16 protein-coding genes and 1 pseudogene are annotated in these 16,412 nt (G+C 74.4%); 7 read left to right on the forward strand and 10 right to left on the reverse strand.

Annotation, left to right across the window (positions count from 1 at the left end; genetic code table 11):
* Nucleotides 1-28 precede the first annotated feature (28 nt).
* Entirely contained in the window at nucleotides 29-1,471 is a 1,443-nt protein-coding gene (locus tag ABZ565_RS10065) for a histidine kinase (protein WP_361022966.1), read from the forward strand.
* A 2-nt stretch (nucleotides 1,472-1,473) separates the two neighbouring features.
* A complete protein-coding gene (locus ABZ565_RS10070; RefSeq protein ID WP_361022969.1) occupies nucleotides 1,474-2,178 on the forward strand; it encodes a response regulator transcription factor in 705 nt (234 codons plus the stop codon).
* Nucleotides 2,179-2,271: 93 nt separating this feature from the next.
* On the opposite strand, the pseudogene ABZ565_RS10075 reads toward ABZ565_RS10070, so the two are convergent.
* The 3 genes and pseudogenes from ABZ565_RS10075 to ABZ565_RS10085 all read right to left on the reverse strand — a co-directional run.
* A pseudogene (locus tag ABZ565_RS10075) lies at nucleotides 2,272-2,865 on the reverse strand (phosphatase PAP2 family protein); the annotation flags it as partial.
* A 91-nt stretch (nucleotides 2,866-2,956) separates the two neighbouring features.
* Nucleotides 2,957-3,934 carry a hypothetical protein gene (locus ABZ565_RS10080; RefSeq protein ID WP_361022972.1) on the reverse strand — a complete coding sequence of 326 codons (978 nt, stop codon included), beginning with the start codon at nucleotides 3,932-3,934 and terminating at the stop codon, nucleotides 2,957-2,959.
* A gap of 29 nt (nucleotides 3,935-3,963) precedes the next feature.
* Nucleotides 3,964-5,283, reverse strand: a complete 1,320-nt coding sequence (locus ABZ565_RS10085) for an MFS transporter (RefSeq protein ID WP_361022974.1) — start codon at nucleotides 5,281-5,283, stop codon at nucleotides 3,964-3,966.
* Between the two features lie 167 nt (nucleotides 5,284-5,450).
* On the opposite strand from ABZ565_RS10085, the gene ABZ565_RS10090 reads away from it, so the two are divergent.
* On the forward strand, nucleotides 5,451-5,783 hold the full coding sequence (locus ABZ565_RS10090) for a hypothetical protein (RefSeq protein WP_361022976.1): 333 nt from the start codon (nucleotides 5,451-5,453) through the stop codon (nucleotides 5,781-5,783).
* A gap of 15 nt (nucleotides 5,784-5,798) precedes the next feature.
* Here ABZ565_RS10090 and ABZ565_RS10095 read toward each other — a convergent pair whose 3' ends face one another.
* Nucleotides 5,799-7,076, reverse strand: a complete 1,278-nt coding sequence (locus ABZ565_RS10095; RefSeq protein WP_361022979.1) for an MFS transporter — start codon at nucleotides 7,074-7,076, stop codon at nucleotides 5,799-5,801.
* 104 nt (nucleotides 7,077-7,180) lie between these two features.
* Here ABZ565_RS10095 and ABZ565_RS10100 point away from each other — a divergent pair, with 104 nt between their 5' ends.
* Nucleotides 7,181-8,173 carry a helix-turn-helix domain-containing protein gene (locus ABZ565_RS10100; RefSeq protein ID WP_361022982.1) on the forward strand — a complete coding sequence of 331 codons (993 nt, stop codon included), beginning with the start codon at nucleotides 7,181-7,183 and terminating at the stop codon, nucleotides 8,171-8,173.
* Here ABZ565_RS10100 and ABZ565_RS10105 read toward each other — a convergent pair.
* From ABZ565_RS10105 to ABZ565_RS10115, 3 genes are all read right to left on the reverse strand, one after another.
* Nucleotides 8,170-8,643: an ATP-binding protein gene (locus ABZ565_RS10105; protein WP_361022985.1), complete on the reverse strand. Its 474-nt coding sequence runs from the start codon at nucleotides 8,641-8,643 to the stop codon at nucleotides 8,170-8,172. The two genes, ABZ565_RS10100 and ABZ565_RS10105, sit on opposite strands and share 4 nt — an antisense overlap.
* Before the next feature lie 402 nt (nucleotides 8,644-9,045).
* A complete protein-coding gene (locus tag ABZ565_RS10110) occupies nucleotides 9,046-9,567 on the reverse strand; it encodes an EF-hand domain-containing protein (RefSeq protein WP_361022988.1) in 522 nt (173 codons plus the stop codon).
* Nucleotides 9,568-9,660: 93 nt separating this feature from the next.
* Nucleotides 9,661-10,035: an STAS domain-containing protein gene (locus ABZ565_RS10115; protein WP_361022991.1), complete on the reverse strand. Its 375-nt coding sequence runs from the start codon at nucleotides 10,033-10,035 to the stop codon at nucleotides 9,661-9,663.
* 237 nt (nucleotides 10,036-10,272) lie between these two features.
* Between ABZ565_RS10115 and ABZ565_RS10120 the strand changes: the two genes are divergently transcribed.
* Together ABZ565_RS10120 and ABZ565_RS10125 are read left to right on the forward strand one after the other, a co-directional pair.
* Nucleotides 10,273-10,851, forward strand: a complete 579-nt coding sequence (locus ABZ565_RS10120; protein WP_361022994.1) for a sigma-70 family RNA polymerase sigma factor — start codon at nucleotides 10,273-10,275, stop codon at nucleotides 10,849-10,851.
* Nucleotides 10,848-12,086: a zf-HC2 domain-containing protein gene (locus tag ABZ565_RS10125; RefSeq protein WP_361022997.1), complete on the forward strand. Its 1,239-nt coding sequence runs from the start codon at nucleotides 10,848-10,850 to the stop codon at nucleotides 12,084-12,086. Before ABZ565_RS10120 ends, ABZ565_RS10125 begins: the two co-directional genes overlap by 4 nt.
* 9 nt (nucleotides 12,087-12,095) lie before the next feature.
* Here ABZ565_RS10125 and purU read toward each other — a convergent pair whose 3' ends face one another.
* Nucleotides 12,096-12,965 (reverse strand): formyltetrahydrofolate deformylase, encoded by an 870-nt coding sequence (gene purU / locus ABZ565_RS10130; RefSeq protein ID WP_361023000.1) that lies wholly within the window; start codon nucleotides 12,963-12,965, stop codon nucleotides 12,096-12,098.
* Nucleotides 12,966-12,993: 28 nt separating this feature from the next.
* The gene (locus tag ABZ565_RS10135) at nucleotides 12,994-13,431 is read right to left on the reverse strand and encodes a hypothetical protein (protein WP_361023003.1); all 438 of its coding nucleotides are present in this window, start codon (nucleotides 13,429-13,431) and stop codon (nucleotides 12,994-12,996) included.
* A gap of 183 nt (nucleotides 13,432-13,614) precedes the next feature.
* On the opposite strand from ABZ565_RS10135, the gene ABZ565_RS10140 reads away from it, so the two are divergent.
* On the forward strand, nucleotides 13,615-14,895 hold the full coding sequence (locus ABZ565_RS10140) for an ABC transporter substrate-binding protein (RefSeq protein ID WP_361023006.1): 1,281 nt from the start codon (nucleotides 13,615-13,617) through the stop codon (nucleotides 14,893-14,895).
* Between the two features lie 42 nt (nucleotides 14,896-14,937).
* Here the strand turns inward: ABZ565_RS10140 and ABZ565_RS10145 are convergent, their stop codons facing one another.
* Nucleotides 14,938-16,404 carry a hypothetical protein gene (locus tag ABZ565_RS10145; RefSeq protein WP_361023009.1) on the reverse strand — a complete coding sequence of 489 codons (1,467 nt, stop codon included), beginning with the start codon at nucleotides 16,402-16,404 and terminating at the stop codon, nucleotides 14,938-14,940.
* Nucleotides 16,405-16,412: the final 8 nt, after the last annotated feature.

Below are 16,412 nucleotides of genomic sequence, written 5' to 3' on the forward strand. Positions count from 1 at the left end.
CAGCTCCGGGGTGCGTACGGTCGACGGGGTGAAGAGAGCGATGACCAGCGGCGCGGTCCGGCGGGCGGCCGCGCCGGGGAACCTGCTGACCGTGGCGGCGGCGGCCTGCGTCGCGCTGAGCACGGCCAGTCCGTGGTGGGCGCTGCCCGCCGCCGTGACCGCGTTCCTGGCCGGGCGGGAGCCGGGCAGGACCGGGCCGACCCTGCTCGCGCTCGTCGCGGTCGTCGCCGGCGGGGTCGTGGCGGTCGCCCTCGTGCCGTCCTGGGTGCTGATGGCGGGGCGGTTCGTCGCGGTCGTCGCGGTGGCCGCGATGCTGCCGTGGTGCGCGGGGCGGTTCTGGTGGCAGTACCAGGAGCTCGTACGGGCGGGCTGGGAGCGGGCGGAACGGCTGGAGCGGGAGCAGCGGCTCGTCGCGGAGCAGGCCCGGGCGCGCGAACGGGCCCGGATCGCCCAGGACATGCACGACCTCATCGGCCACGACCTGAGCCTCATCGCCCTGTCGGCGGGCGCCCTCAAGCTGGCCCCCGGCCTCGACGCGGCGCACCGGGAGGCGGCCGGGGAGATCAGGGCCCGGGCGGCGGCCTCGGTCGAACGGCTCGGCGAGGTCATCGGGCTGCTCCGCGAGGATGGCGGCGGCCGGGCGGACGAGGAGCCGCCGGGCCCGCCCGGCACCGGCATCCGCCGGCTGGTCGCGGAGGCCGCCGCCACCGGTCTCCCGGTCGCCCTGCACACCACGGGCGACGCGGCCACGATGCCGCCGCACGCCGCGCGGGCCGCCCACCGCGTCGTCCAGGAGGCCCTGACCAACGCCGCCAAACACGCACCGGGCGCCCCGGTGGACGTCCGGCTGACCCACGCGGCCGGGACGACGACGGTCCGGGTCGAGAACGGCCCCGCACCGGCGGGACGGCAGGGCGGGCCCGGCACCGGACGGGGCCTGCCCGGCCTGGACGAGCGGGTGCGCCTGGCGGGCGGCACCTTCACCCACGGCCCGTACGAGGACGGCTTCGCGGTGACCGCGCGCCTCCCGCACGCCCCGCTCCCCCGGCTGCCGGCCGCCGCAGCGCCCCGGACCGCACCCGGGGCGCTGCCCCCGGAGCACCGGCACGCGCGCGGGCGCGCCCGGCGGGCCCTGGCCCTGACCGTCGTCCTGCCCCTGGCGGCGTGGGCCGGGCTGAGCGCGGCGCTCCTGGGCTGGGACATCCACTCGGCCCGGCAGTCCGTCCTGGACCCCGGCGACTTCGCCCGGCTCCGGGTGGGCCAGGACCGGGCGTCGGTCGAGCGCCTGCTGCCCGCGCGCGAGACCACCCAGCGGCCGGTGGCCGGTGAGCCGCGCGGTCCGGGCGTCCGCTGCGCGTACTACGCGATGACGGCCGACCGTTTCGACGACCGCTCCGGGGACGCCTACCGGCTGTGCTTCCGGGACGGCAGGCTGATGTCCAAGGAAGCGCTCACCCCGGGCGCGGGGTGAGCATGACGGAGGAAGAACCCATGATCCGCGTCCTCGTCGCCGACGACGAACCGATGATCCGGGCGGGCGTGCGGGCCGTCCTCGCCACCGACCCGGGCATCGAGGTCGTCGCGGAGGCGCCCGACGGGCACGAGGCGGTGGAGCGGGTGCGGCTCCACCGCCCGGACGTGGCCGTGCTCGACATCCGGATGCCCGGCACCGACGGCATCGAGGCGGCGGCCGAGATCCGGCGGGCCGTGCCGGGGACGGGCGTCGTGATGCTGACGACGTTCGGCGAGGACGACTACATCCTGCGGGCGCTCGGGGGCGGCGCCGCCGGCTTCCTGATCAAGTCGGGCGAACCCGAGGAGCTGATCGCCGGGGTCCGCGCGGTCGCGGACGGCGCCGCCTACCTCTCACCGAAGGTCGCGGCCCGGGTCGTCGCCCACCTCTCGGCGACCGGTGCCGGCGCCCTGGCCGGCCGCCGCACCGCCGCCCGCGAACGGGCCGGCGCGCTCACTCCCCGGGAACGCGACGTACTGGCCCTCCTCGGCGCCGGGCTGTCCAACGCCCGGATCGCCCGCCGGCTCCACCTGGTCGAGGGCACGGTGAAGGCGCACGTCAGCTCGGTCCTGGCCCGGCTCGGGGTGGAGAACCGGGCCGCGGCGGCGGTCGTCGCCCACGAGGCCGGCCTCGTCCCGCCCCCGGAACCGGGCGGCCGACGCTGACACCGCAGCCCCGGCCAGGGGCAGGAGGGCGAGCAGCAGGGCCGCGACGACCGCCGCGCCGAGGCCCGCACCGGCCAGCACGTCGTGCGGGTAGTGCGCGCCGACCAGCACCCGTGACACCGCCGCCGCACCGGCCACGGGCAGCGCGAGAGCGGCGAGCCCCGGCCGGAGCAGCGCCACGCCCACCGCGAGGCCGGCGGCGAGGGTGGCGTGGTTGCTGGGGAAGGACCAGTCGCCGGCCGCCGGGCACTCGGCGACCGCCGCGCCGTGGAGCAGGACCCGGCAGGGGCGCTCCTCGTCCACGACGAGCTTCAGGGCCTCGCTGGCCGCGTACGCGAGAACGGTGCCCGCGCCGGTGAGCACCGCTCCGGCGACGGTGCGGTGATCCGCCCTGCGCACGGCGCTCCAGCAGACCCACGCCAGCAGCAGCCCGAGCGCCACCAGCGTCCCGTCGCACACGGCCTCCAGCAACGACCCGGCCCAGGAGGGCGCGCCGTCCAGCGCGTCTGCCACGGACCGGTAGGCGTCCGCCGAGACCCCGTCCGTCACCTCCACGGCCCGGTCCGTCCCCAGCCCACCGGGCGCGAGGCCCGTGACGGCGGCCCCTCCGGCCACCAGAACGGCGCAGGCGAGCCAGGGCCGTGCGCCAGGGGTGCTCTTCGCGGTTCCTCGTCCGTTGCGTCTCATGGGAGCCGAACCTACGAGCGCGGCCGGCCCGGCACCCGGGGCCAACGGCAGGCGGGACCCCTGACGAAGGTAAGGGCCGGATGCGATGGGTTCAGCGGGTGAGGAGGTAGAAGCCCGGGGTGTCGAGGTCGCCGTACTCGCGGACCAGTTCCGGGCGCTCCGGCGTACCGCTGATCCGCCAGCCGGAGTCGGCGTACTCGTCGAAGTCGTCGAAGCCGCAGCGCTCGATGCTCACCTTCAGACGCTGGTTCCAGGTAGTCGATGCGCCGGGTTCGTACCCCCAGGTGCCCGTGCCCGTGCAGCGGTACTTCGCGCGGCGGGCATCCGCCTGGTCCTCGTACGCGGATTCATGGTCCGTCAGGCCCTCGGCGCGGGCCGTGCCGTCGGCGTTCAGCCGCAGCGTGCCGCCGTGGCCGTCGGCCCAGGCGCCCGCCAGCCCGGCCGCGTCGACCTTCGGAGGCCGGTACTCGGTGAGCAGCCCTGTCCCGAACGCCGTGGCGCCGATACCGAACACGACCGCCGCCGCCAGCGCCCCGCAGCCGAGCACGGGCAGCAGCAGCCGGCGCCCGTGCAGGACGGCGTACCGCGCCAGGAGGGCGGGCCCGGCGAGCAGCACTTCGCCGGACAGGCAGGTCAGGACCAGGGGTCCGGGCCGGGGGTGCAGAGCGACCGCGACGACAGCCGTGATCAGGACCGCCGGAGCCGCGGCCACCGTCGGCACCCACCACCAGGCGTCCCTCCCGGTCAGCCGGGCGCCGGCCCGGCGAGCCGCCCACACCAGGGGCAGCACGATCGCCAGGCTCCCCCACAGGGCGGCCGGGCCCCCGAAGCACAGGGAGAACGGCAGCATGAGCAGGCCGCCCCCGGGCCCGTCCGGCGGCCTGTACGTCTCGCTGGTGAGCTCCGCGAAGGTGTACACCTCGAAGGCGAGCATCGAGCCCACGTACAGCGCCGCCGCCCCCGCCACGATGGACCGCCCCGTCCACACGGACGGCGACCCGTCCGGCGCGTGGTCCGGCCGCCACGTCCCCCACGGTTTACGCGTGTCCCACGCGGTGTTCCTCGGCATAAGAGCCCCCTCGCACACGCATTCTGGCCCTACGCCACCAGCGGCGCCTCCGGCACCCCCCGCACGCGCCGGATCACCAGAACCATCAGCGTCGCCACCGCGCACAGCGCCCCCGCCGCGATCCAGACGACGTCGTACGAACCGAAGTAGTCGCGCGCCACGCCGCCGAGAAAGGCGACCAGCGCGGCGCCCACCTGGTGCGAGGCGAGGACCCAGCCGAAGACGATCGCGCTGTCCTCGCCGTACTGCTCCCGGCACAGGGCCAGGGTCGGCGGGACGGTGGCGACCCAGTCCAGGCCGTAGAACACGATGAACAGGACCATCGGCGGCTCGACGGTGGCCTGCATCAGGAGGGGCAGGAACAGCAGCGAGATCCCGCGCAGCGCGTAGTACACCGCGAGCAGCCGGCGGGCGTCGAAGCGGTCGGTGAGCCAGCCGGAGAAGATCGTGCCGATGATGTCGAAGATCCCGATGACCGCGAGGAGCGAGGCCGCGGCGGTGATCGGCATGTGGTGGTCGTGCGCCGACGGCACGAAGTGCGTGCGGATCAGACCGTTGGTGGAGGCGCCGCAGATCGCGAAGGACCCGGCCAGCAGCCAGAACGGGCCCGTGCGGGCCGCGTCGAACAGCACCCGGACGGCCCGGCCCGCCGCCCCGCGCGCGGGCGCCGGCTTCTCGGCGTACTCCCCGCCGTACGGGGCGAGCCCCACGTCGGCCGGGTGGTCGCGCATCAGGAGCCACACGAACGGGACGACGACCAGGGCGGCCAGCGCCACCGTCACCGACGCCGGGCGCCAGCCGTGCCGGTCCACGATCCACGCGCAGAGCGGGAGGAAGACCAGCTGTCCCGAGGCGCCGGCGGCGGTGAGGACACCGGTCACCAGACCGCGCCGGGCGGTGAACCAGCGGTTGGTGACCGTCGCGGAGAACGCGAGCGCCATAGAGCCCGTGCCGAGGCCCACGAGGACGCCCCAGTAGAGCATCAGCTGCCAGGCGGCCGTCATCCACACGCTCGCCAGCGCCCCGGCCGCGACCGCGCTCAGCGCCACGGCCACCACCCGGCGGATGCCGAACCGGTCCATCAGCGCGGCGGCGAACGGCGCGGTGATCCCGTACAGCGCCATGTCGAGGGAGACGGCGAGCCCGATCTCCCCGCGCGACCAGCCGAACTCGTCCTGGAGCGGGTCGAAGAGCAGACCGGGCAGGGAATTGAAGGCGGCCCCGCCGATGATCGTCACGAAGGTGACGGCGGCGACGATCCAGGCGCGGTGGACGCGCCACCGGCCGGGCGTGCGGGGGGCGTTCGGCAGCGGGGCGACGGGGACGGCGCTCTCGGTTGTCGGATTCACCCGCCCAGCATCCGGTCGCGGCCCCGCTCCCTACGAGTGGCCCGAGGGACACGGTTCGCAAGAATCGGGCCACCGTCCCGGCGCCGTCCGTATGCGCGTACGATCTGCGACGCCCGGCGGCCGCACCCGCGCGCACGCCGCTCCGTCCAGCTCCCCGGGGGAACTTCATGCAGTGGGCCGAACGCCAGCGCTTCAACCACGGGTCCTCGCTGATGCAGGGCTGGGGTGCCCTGCTGCTGCTCGTCGCCTGCGCACTGTGGGTCCGCGTCGGCTTCCTGATCTGGGACACGGAGGACAGGATGTACTGCTTCCGCGCCTCGTCCATCTGCAAGATGGACACCACCATGCCCGAGCAACTGACCCTGCTCGGCATTTCGGCCCCGCTCGCGGTAGCCGGTACGGGGCTGCTCGTCGCCGGAAGTGTGCGCCGGCAGACCAGCGCACACGTCCTCCGCGTCATCGAGATGCAGCAGTCCGAGGAGCGGGCGCGCACCAAGTAGCGGCCCCGGACCGGCTCAGCCGATGCGTTCCAGGCGGCGGACCGGGCGGGCCGCGAGGAGTACGGCCACCGCGAGGATGTTGACCACCGCCCCGGCGAACAGCACCTCCGGCGCGCCCAGTTGATCCGCGAGCGGACCCGCCAGCGCGCGGCCCGCCGCCACCATCAGGAGCGAGCCGGCGACGTCGTACGCGTGCAGCCGGTTCAGGGACTCGGGCGGTACGTGGGTCTGGACCGTGGTCGACCACATCACCAGCCAGAACGCGGAGGCCGCGCCCGCCACGAACTGCCCCGCGCCCAGAGCCGGTACGGAGAGACCGAGACCCAGCACGACGAGGTTGGCGCACACCCCGGTGAGCGCGACGGCGCCCGCCGCGAGGGGGCGACGGGGGCGCAGGCGCAGGGCGAGCAGGCCGCCGACGACGCTGCCCGCGCCGTTCACCGCCATCATCGCGCCGTACGTGCCCGAGCCGTGCGCCTCGGTGACGCGGACTGCGGTGAGCGGGAGCATCGGGCCGAGCACGGCGAAGCCGTACACCGTCCAGACGGCGATCACGCCCCAGAGCCAGCTGCGCGCGGTGAACTCGCGCCAGCCGTCCACCAGCTCGGCGAGGAACGAGCCGCGCGGTGTCTCGTCCGAGGGGGCCGGGGCCAGGCGGAGCAGGAAGAGGCACGCCCCGGAGACCAGGAAGGTGGAGGCGTTGGCCGCGTAGACCGCGCCGGCGCTCGCCAGGCCGACGAGGAGGCCCGCGAAGGCGGGGCCCGCCATGGTCATCAGCGCCTCGGAGACGCGCAGCACGGCGTTGGCGCGCTGCACGTCCGGGGCGACGCGCGGCACGGTGGAGGCGACGCCCGGCTGGAACAGGGCCGCGCCGACACCGGCCACCGAGCTGAGCGCGTACACCGCCCACAGCGGCGGGTTGCCGGTCGCGAAGGTCACGGCGAGCACGGAGGCGCCGACGAGGCGCAGCGCGTCGGCGATGATCATCATGCGGCGCGGTGTGAACCGGTCCGCGAGGACACCGCCGAAGAGGACGAACACGGCGAGCGGGCCCATCCAGCAGGCCAGCGCGTAACCGACCGAGGAGGCCGGGCGGCCGGCGCCGAGGAGCCCTGCGGTGAGGGCGACGGGGATCATGCCGTCGCCGAAGACGGCGGCGGTGCGGGCGACGAAGAACAGCCTGAAGTGACGGTTCCAGAGCTGCCTGCCGGGCGCCTCGAACAGGGGCGGCGGGGGCGGGAGAGGGGACGGGCCGCCGAGGGCGGCCTGGGGGTCCGTGGCGGGAATGCGCACGGAGTCTGCTGACTTTTCCTTCACACCGGAGACATGTATCAGCTTATGGTCTATACCAGCTAGGGCCTTTTCGCAGGGCCTCGCCGGGCCGAAGGGAGTCCGCTGTGCCGCACCGGGTCGTCGTTCTCGCCCTCGACGGGCTGCTTCCCTTCGAACTGGGCATCCCCCAGAGGATTTTCGGGCGCTCGCTCGGTTCCGAGCCGCTGAACCGGGGGCGGAAACTGTACGACGTCGTGACCTGCTCGGCCCGGCCGCCCGGACCCGTCCGCACGGACGCGGACTTCTCGATCGTCGTGGAGCACGGCCCCGAGGCCCTGGCCACGGCGGACACGGTCGTCATCCCGGCCAGTTACGAGCTGGGCCCCGTCTACACCGAAGGCCGGCTGACCGATGAACTGGCCGCCGCGTTCGCGTACATCCGGCCGGGCACCCGCATGGTGTCCATCTGCACCGGCAGCTACGTCCTGGCCGCCGCCGGGTATCTCGACGGGCGCCCCGCCACCACGCACTGGGCCTCCGCCGACCACTTCCAGCGGCTCTTCCCCCACGTCCGGGTCGACCCGGACGTCCTGTTCATCGACGACGGGGACGTGCTGACCTCCGCCGGGGTCGCCGCCGGAATCGACCTCTGCCTGCACATCGTGCGGCGCGACCACGGGACCGCCGTCGCCAACGACGTCGCCCGGCGCACGGTCGTGCCCCCGCACCGGGACGGGGGCCAGGCGCAGTACATCCAGCGGCCCGTGCCGGACACCCAGTACGCCACGACGACGACCGCGCGGGCCTGGGCACTGGCCCGCCTCGAACGGCCGATCCTGCTGCGGGACATGGCCCAGCAGGAGTCGATGAGCGTACGGACGTTCACCCGGCGGTTCCGCGAGGAGGTCGGCGTCAGCCCCGTGCAGTGGCTCACCCAGCAGCGCGTGGAGCTGGCGCGCCGGCTCCTGGAGTCCACGGACCTGTCCATCGACCAGGTCGCCCGGGACGCCGGCTTCGGCACCTCCACGTCGCTGCGGCAGCACCTCCAGGCGGCGCTGGGCGTCTCGCCGACGGTGTACCGCCGCACGTTCCGCTCGACGGCGGGCGACCGGGTCTAGCCGCCCTGGGGTACCGCGTGCGTGGGCTCGGCGCCCGGCTGGAGCTGGACCTGGATCAGCGGGACGCTGCGGTCCACCTCGCACCAGATCCGCTTGCCCGCGCCCTCCGGCTGCCAGCCCCAGCGGTCGGCGAGGCCGTCGACCAGCTCCAGGCCCCGGCCGCCGGTGTCCTCACCCCGCGCGTGCCGCTGCTGCGGCGGGCGGCAGCTGGCGTCGGCCACCTCGACGCGCACGGTCCCGGCGCCGCCCGGGGCGCCCGCCGGGCCGAAGAGCATGCGCAGCACGGCCGGACAGCCGGTGTGCACGACCGCGTTGGTGACCAGCTCCGAGATGAGCAGGATGAGCGTCTCGGCCAGCGGCTCGTCGTCTCTCACGCCGGAACCGGCGAGCCGTGAGCGCGCCCATCTGCGGGCCCGTCCGACCTCCGCGGGGTCGGGCCCGACCTCCAACTGAACCTGAAGCACCTGCACCGCTCACACCATCCGAACCGGCGGACACATCGCCTCGCGCCTCCAAAGGGTCACGGAACGTGATTCCCTTGCACGACAGCATGGTTGACGTACAGTCACCGCAACAAGCGCTTCGGGCATATTCCAGCGCGAAGGAGTACGCGTGGTGCATACTGTGCGACGCACATTGCGGAGAGTCGAACAGCACCTCACCCGGACCCGACGCGCCGCACAGGCCGCGTCCGGACCGCCAGGTTCCAGAACCACTCGCATCCCACGGAGGGTACCCGAGGCGGGCGCCGACTCCACGCCGTGACGAATCACGCAAAGGACACAAGCCGGTACCGGTGACCGGCGGTCGCGCTGCGTCACGCCCAGGGGCGGAGTGCCCATGGCACAGCCGCCACCGGGCCCTGACCGGCGCTAGTCCGGTTCGATCACCGTGACGTAGGCCGCCAGCGCCGCCACCGCGTCCTCCTCGACGACGCCGCCGTCCCGGTCCGTGTCCAGGCTCTGCGCGGCGAACGCCGCCGCGTCCGGGCTCGCCCCGAGGACCTTCAGGGCCCGCTCCACGGCCTGCACCGGTGCTCTGCCGTCGCCGGACGGCCCCGCCGCCACCGCGAGCGCCGCGCGCAGGAACGGGCGGGCGATCTCCGCGAACCGCTCCGGGTTGTCGCGCAGGCGCTTCACCGCCCCGCCCACGAACTCCTCACGGGTGACGCGCTGGTCCCCGTCCACGTCGGCGATGCCCGCCATGCCCTGCCAGAACGCCTCGGCGCCGCTGTAGAGCGCCTGGCCCTTGTCGCAGCGGGCCGTCGTACCGAACTCGGTCAGCAGACGGGCCGCGGCGGCGTTGAAATCCGCGCGATCGATGTATCCGTTGCCGTCCTGGTCGAAGGCGGCGAAGCGGAAGGCGATCTTGCGCTCATACTCTGCGCTGTCCATGCGGGGAGCGTACGACGCCCGCGGCCGTCACGTGTCACTTACCCGGCTCAGCCCTGTGACAGCTCCGCACGAGCCGGTGCGGCGACGGCGGATTCAGGCCGTCAGCGGCTCGGCCTCCTCGTCCACGGCCGCGTCCCGGTCCGGGTAGACCTCGAACAAGCGGCGCACGCCGAGGGCGGCGAGCACGCGGTTGACGTGGGAGCCCTCCTCCGCGCCCCGGGCGGGCAGGATCAGGCGCAGACGGCCGCCGCAGGACCGCATCAGGCGGCGCAGGGCGATGAGCACCCCGACACCGCTGGAATCGCAGAACTGGACACCGGACAGGTCCAGCACGACGTCGTGGCGGCCCACGGCCACCACCTCGTGGACGGACTGGCGGACGGTGGCCGAAGTCAGCAGGTCCAGTTCGCCGCCTATGTGCAGCACGGTCCATCCGCCCCGCTCGGTCTCCGAGACTTTCAGGGTCACGCGACTGGGCCTCTCGTTCCGGGGATTCCGGGGCAGCCCGGGGATCCGGAAGTTAGCGTTCCTCCCCTGGCGGCTGCCCCCGTACGTCCCTCGCGAAACACCCGTCTCGCAAAGACGGCGTGTTCCCAGGACGTACTTGTCGTAAAGGGGCGTGCTCCGGGGAGGCGGCGGACTACATTCGGACAGGACGAGTGGTACAGGGACGCACAGGTCCGACGGCGGAGGGCTGGGGGGCAGATGGCCGAAAACGCACCACCCCGCTGGGACCGCAGGATGCAGCAGCGGCTGTCGCGCGGCGAGGCCGCCGCTCTCGGCGAGATGTACGACCGGTTCGCCGCCCTCGTCCACAGCCAGGCCAACCGGATGCTGGACGACGAGGACGCGGCCGGCGCGGTCACGCGCGAGGTCTTCGGCTACGTCTGGGAGAACCCGGACATGTACGACGCGAAGCAGGGCTCCATGCGGGCCTGGCTGGCCTTCCTCACGCACCGCGAGTCCGTGCGGCGGCTGCGCCGCGCGGCGGACGACGAGGACCCCGACGATCCCGGCGGTCCGGACGCCCTGGACGAGCGGGTGCGCCGGGCCACCGCCGCGGCCCGGGCCGACTACATCGTCGCCTCCATGCCCGCACCGCTGCGGGCCGCCCTGGAGCTGGCGTACGTGCAGCGCCGCGACTACCGGCAGGCCGCGGCGGACCTCGGCGTCACCGAGGACGAGGCGCGGCGCCGGCTGCGCCTGGGGCTCCAGCTGCTGGCCACCGCGCGGACCCGGCCGGTGGAGGGCGCCCCGCCGCCCGGTTACGGGAGAGCGCTGTGAGCGGCGGCGCGGGCGGCGAACGGGACGAGGAGGACCGCGACGAGGTGCGCGGTGCCCGGCGCATACCGGGGCCCAGGCCCGCCGCGGACGACTTCGGCCGCCTGGGGCGCGTGGCGCCGCCGGACGCGGCCCCCGCCCCTGTCCTCCCCCACCGCGTGCTGCAGGCCCTCCTGGGCGCCTGGGCGCTCGCCGCGTGCTCCGCCGAGGAGACCGAGGCCGTCGAGGCGCACCTCACCGGGTGCGCGCCCTGTGCCGACGAGGCGCTGCGGTTGCGGGACGCGGTCGGGCTGCTGCACACCGACCGGAGCCTGGATCTCGATCCGCTGCTGCGGGCCCGGGTGCTGGAGAGCTGCCTGAGCCGGCGCCCCGCGAAGATCCCGGTGCCCGACTGGGCCGCCCCGTACGACGCCGAGACGGCGCGGCTCGACGCGCTGCTGCGGGACATCGACGCCGCCGAGTGGCACGCCCCGGTGCGGCTGAAGTGGTTCGAGGACGAGCGGCAGGCGGGCCGCCGGACCACGGTCGCCGGGGTGATCGGGCACCTGATGAGCGTGGACGGCCTGGTGGGCACCGCGCTCGGGCTCGACGACCCGCTGCCGGGCGCTCCGCTCACGCCGACCGCGCGCACCGAGGCCTACTGGTCGTCCGTCCGGCGCCCGCCCACCCGCGCGGTCCGTGAGCCGTGGCGCGAGCAGAGCCACACGCTGATCCGGACCGTGTCGTTCGCGCGGCGCGGGGCGTCGGAGCTGTCGGTGCCGTACGGGGACTCCGCGCTGCCGTTGCAGGACGCGATGCTCGACCGGGCCTTCGAGTGCTGGGTGCACGCGCGGGATATCGCGAAGGCGGTGGACTACCCGTACGAGCCGCCGTCCGCCGGACATCTGCACCGCATGATCGACCTGGCGGTCCGGTTGCTGCCGGGGGCGCTGGCGGTACGGCGCCGGGCGGGGCTCGCCGGCCCGGCGAGGCGGCTGGTGTCGGCCGGGGCCCCGGGGCGCTCGCTGCACCTGGAGATCGAGGGCTCGGGCGGCGGCGACTGGTACATCGCGCTGGACTCCCCCGCCGCCCTCGGGTCCGCCGAGCACGCGGTGGCGCAGGTCGCGCTGGACGGGGTGGAGTTCTGCCGGCTGGTGGCGGGGCACGTGCCGCCCGTGGAGGCGGCGGCCGGGCAGCGCGGGGACCGCGAGGCGATCCGCGACGTACTGTTCGCGGCCGCCTCGCTCAGCCGGCTCTGAGCGCCCGGCTCAGTCGAAGACGACCGTGCGGCGGCCGTTGAGCAGGATGCGGCGTTCCGCGTGCCACTTCACCGCGCGGGCCAGGGCCTGGCACTCCACGTCCCGGCCGATGGCGACCAGCTGGTCGGGGGTGACGCCGTGGCCGACGCGCTCGACCTCCTGCTCGATGATCGGGCCCTCGTCCAGGTCGGCGGTGACGTAGTGGGCGGTGGCGCCGATGAGCTTCACGCCGCGGGCGTGCGCCTGGTGGTAGGGCTTGGCGCCCTTGAAGCTCGGCAGGAAGGAGTGGTGGATGTTGATGATCCGGCCGCTGAGCTGCTTGCACAGGTCGTCCGAGAGGACCTGCATGTAGCGGGCCAGAACGACCAGCTCGACGTTCTCCTCACGGACCAGGTCCAGCAGCTCCGCCTCGGCCTGCGCCTTGTTGTCGCGGGTCACCGGGATGTGCCGGAAGGGCACGTCGTACGAGGCGACGAGCTCGGCGAAGTCCGGGTGGTTGGAGACGACGGCGGCGATCTCGACCGGCAGGGCGCCGATCCGGGACCGGAAGAGCAGGTCGTTGAGGCAGTGGCCGAACTTGCTGACCATGAGCACGATTCGCATGCGCTCGGATGCGCGGTGGATCTGCCAGTCCATGGCGAAGGAGTCGCCGATCGCGGCGAAGCTGGCCCGCAGCTTGTCCACGGTGACCGGGGTGCCCGCCGAGAAGTGGACGCGCATGAAGAACAGGCCGGTGTCGTGGTCCCCGAACTGCTGGCTGTCCTCGATGTTGCAGCCGGTCATGAAGAGGTAGCTCGACACGGCGTGCACGATGCCCTGTTTGTCGGGGCAGGACAGCGTGAGGACGTACTGGTCGGGGGCAGGCTGCGGCGCGGTCATCCCCGTAGCGTGCCACACCCTCGCGAGGTCAGGCGGACCTGGTCAGAATGCGGAGAACGTCCAGGGAGCGCGGCGGGGCGTCGGGGTCCTCGCCGTCGTTGGCGGAGAGCAGCACATGCGCCTCGCGGGCGGCTGCGACGGCCTCCGGCCAGCCCGGGTGCTCCAGGTAGACGGAGACGGGCGCGTCCGCTCCGACCTGGTGCAGGATGCGCAGCACCCGGAGTACGGCGGCGTCCACGAGGGCGGCCTCGGTGGCGTCCCGGAAGATCGTTCCGACGTACTTCTCGGCGGACCAGTTGTCGAGCCAGGTGTCCTCGACCAGGCGGTACACGGCGTCGGTGACGTCGCCGTACCCCTCCCGGCCGGCCAGCCAGCAGTCGCGGTGGAAGACGGGGTCGGAGAGCATGTGCAGCGCCGAGCGCACGTTGCTGCGCCAGCGCCACCACGGAAGGTCGTTGAGCGGCATGCCGCCCATGGTGGAGGAGCGACGGCCGCGACGGGAAGAGTTCTCGGAACCTTGCTGCACGGTTGTCGATCGTACGTTCCCTTTTCGGTGCCCATGACCGGCCCCTGGCGTTCACGGTGACGTCACCGGCCGTTGACGGCACCACACCACGGCGTTACCCGGGGCGGGGAAGGGTCTCGGTCCATGACCGGACGGCGACGCCCCTTCCCCTCCCGCCCCTTCGGATTGCTCACCGGTGCGGTGGCGGCCGGGGCCCTGCTGCTGTCCGGCTGCGGCGCGCTCCCTGGGGGATCGGGGGACTCCAGGGAGCCCGTCACCGTCGTGACCTGGGCGCCGGGCGGCGCGGCGGGGCCGGAGGCCGAGAACATGGCGGGAATGACCGCCATGGCGCAGGCGTACGGACGCTGGATCAACGCGCGGGGCGGGATCGACGGGCACGAGCTGCGCGTCGTCACCTGTGACGAACAGGACGCCTGGACCGGGGCGGGGGACTGCGCCCGCAAGGCCGTCGAGGAGAAGGCGGTCGCGGTCGTCGGCTCGTACAGCCGGCACGGGCGGGCGTTCATGGCCCCGCTGGAGGTCGCCGGCATCCCGTACATCGGCGGCTACGGCGCCTCCGAGGAGGAGTTCCGCAGCTACGCGTCCTACCCGGTGACCGGGGGCCAGTCCGCGCTGCTCGCCGGCACCGCCGAGCAGCTGTCCCACGACTGCGACCGGGTCTCGCTGGTCCGCCCGGACACGCTGGCCGGCGACAGCCAGGCGTGGCTGCTGCGCACCGGCCTCAAGGGCGCCGGACGGCCCGTGCCGCTCGACATACCGGCCGCCGAGGGCGCCACCTCGTACGACGCGGAAGCGGAACGCGCGCTGTCCGGCGCGGGCGGGGCGGGCGGGTGCGTGACGTCCGTGCTGGGCGACCGCACGGAGACCTTCTTCGACTCGTTCCGGCGGCTGGAACCGGAGGGCGCCACCGTGCGCGTGGCCTCCGTGCTCGGCAGTGTGGGGCAGCCGCTCATCGACCGCACCGGCGGCCGGAACAGCCCGTTCGAAGGGGCGTACGTCACCGGCTGGTACCCGCCCCCGCGCGACGCCAGGTGGGACCCGATGCGGAAGGTGATCCGCGAGTACGCCTTCGGCGACAACCGGATCGATCCGGACGACACGGGCGTGCAGACCACGTGGATCGCGTACACCGCGCTGAAGTCGGTCATCGAGTCGATGCACGAGTCCGGGATCACCGCGTCGAAGCTCACCCGGGCGCTCGGCCAGGGCGTCCGCGCCGACACCGGGGGCCTCACGCCCGTCCTGCGCTGGCGCTACGAGGACATGATCGGCTCGCGGTCGTACCCGCGCGTCGTCAACAGCAAGGTGACGTTCCAGGTGGTGCGGGACGGGCGGCTCGTCGCCGCGCGGAAGGACTTCGTGGACGTCACGGAGACCCTGGCCGAGGCCAGCGCCACCCGCTGAACCGGCGCGGGCGCGCCGGGCCGGTCCAGCGGGCCCGCCCGCTCAGAGGGCGGTCGACTGGCGCTTCGTCAGGCCGTACTTCTCCGCGATCCTGTTCCACAGCCCGGACGCCTCCTGCTTCGCCTTGCTGGCCTCGCCGCTCTTCACGGTGGCCTGCTGGGTGTGCGAGGTGGTCTTGGCGTGCCCGTGCTTGCAGACCTTCTTGCTCTTGGCCTGCGCCGCCCAGGCGGCGTAGTGGTCGTCGGCGGACGCGGACGCCTGCCACGCCGTGGTGAGCGCGGCCGTCAGCCGGTCATGGTCCGGGAGCTTGTCCACGGAGAGCGCCTGGAGCCGGGTGACCAGTTCGCGGCGCTGCTTGGCGGCGCCCTTGAGGTCGGAGACGGCCGTGTCCAGGTCGGTGCAGGACTTGGTCTTCTCGACCGCCCCGATCACCGCGGCACGGCTGTTGTTGCTGTCCGCGAGGAGCTTGTCCAACTCCTCGGCCTGCGGCTTCGCCGGGTCGGCGGCGGGCTGCTCCTTCTTTTCGGACGGTTCACCGGCGGCCGGTGAACTCGCGGACGCCACCGGCTGCTTGCCGTCCTTGTCGTCGTCGCCGCCGCTCATCAGCGCGCCGGCGCCCAGTCCGATCACCGCGCAGCCGACGACGACGGCCGCGATCAGCGGCACCGCGCCGGACTTCTTGCGCCGCCCGCCGTCGCCCTCGTCCTGCGGCAGCCCGCCCTGGGGGCCGCTGTACGGGGGCGGCTGCTGGAAGCCCTGCTGCGGCGGCGGGCCCGCCTGGTACGGCTGCTGCGGCGGGGGCCCCTGGTACGGGGGCTGCTGCCTCGGGTCGAACCGGGGCATCTGCTGCGTCGCGCCCTCGGGCTCGTCGCTGCGGAAGAGGTTGTCGAACTCGGCGGGCGGCTGCCGCTCGCCGGGCGCCCCGGGCCGGATGCCGTACGGGGCACCGCCGGGGACCGGGGGGATGTACTGGGTCGCCTCGGCGTCCCCGCCGCCACCCTGCGGGGCCTGCGCGGCGCGGCCCAGGAACTGCGTGGACTCCGCGGGGTTCTCCGGCGGCAGCCCGCCGCGCGCGGGGCCGCCGGGGACCGGCGCGATGTACTGCGTGGCGTCGGCGTCCCCGCCCGGGACCGCGCCGGCCTCGGGCGGCAGCGGCTGCGCGTACGGGTGGGGCTGCTGCTGGGCGGGCGGCAGGGGCGCGGCCCCGTGGTTCCCGCCGTACGCGGCGCCCTGGTCCTGTCCGTACCCGCCGGGCTGCTGCCCGTACGGGCCCTGCTGCTGCGGCGGGCCCGCCTGGTACGGCTGCTGCGGCTGCTGTCCGTACGCGCCCTGCCCGCCGTCCTGCGGGCCCCATGCCTGTCCCCACGGCCGGCCGCCGGCCGGGGGCGCCTGGTCCGCCGCTCTTCCGGGCGTCCAGGGCTCGCCGCCGTCCGAGGGCAGCACGACACCCTCGTGCGCGGGTCGTACAGCAGGGGGCTGCTGCTCGTCGCCCTGTCCGCTCTGTGTCACCGGGACTC

The organism is Streptomyces sp. NPDC016469 (genome assembly GCF_040632905.1).
Lineage (GTDB): Bacteria > Actinomycetota > Actinomycetes > Streptomycetales > Streptomycetaceae > Streptomyces.

Bases quoted from the DNA above. Each gene is read 5' to 3' on its own strand.
- ABZ565_RS10140 (WP_361023006.1), top strand. From the start codon at position 13,615: ATGACCGGACGGCGACGCCCCTTCCCCTCCCGCCCCTTCGGATTGCTC.
- ABZ565_RS10070 (WP_361022969.1), top strand. From the start codon at position 1,474: ATGACGGAGGAAGAACCCATGATCCGCGTCCTCGTCGCCGACGACGAA.
- ABZ565_RS10110 (WP_361022988.1), bottom strand. From the start codon at position 9,567: ATGGACAGCGCAGAGTATGAGCGCAAGATCGCCTTCCGCTTCGCCGCC.
- ABZ565_RS10080 (WP_361022972.1), bottom strand. From the start codon at position 3,934: ATGCCGAGGAACACCGCGTGGGACACGCGTAAACCGTGGGGGACGTGG.
- ABZ565_RS10090 (WP_361022976.1), top strand. From the start codon at position 5,451: ATGCAGTGGGCCGAACGCCAGCGCTTCAACCACGGGTCCTCGCTGATG.
- ABZ565_RS10120 (WP_361022994.1), top strand. From the start codon at position 10,273: ATGGCCGAAAACGCACCACCCCGCTGGGACCGCAGGATGCAGCAGCGG.
- purU (WP_361023000.1), bottom strand. From the start codon at position 12,965: ATGACCGCGCCGCAGCCTGCCCCCGACCAGTACGTCCTCACGCTGTCC.
- ABZ565_RS10135 (WP_361023003.1), bottom strand. From the start codon at position 13,431: ATGCCGCTCAACGACCTTCCGTGGTGGCGCTGGCGCAGCAACGTGCGC.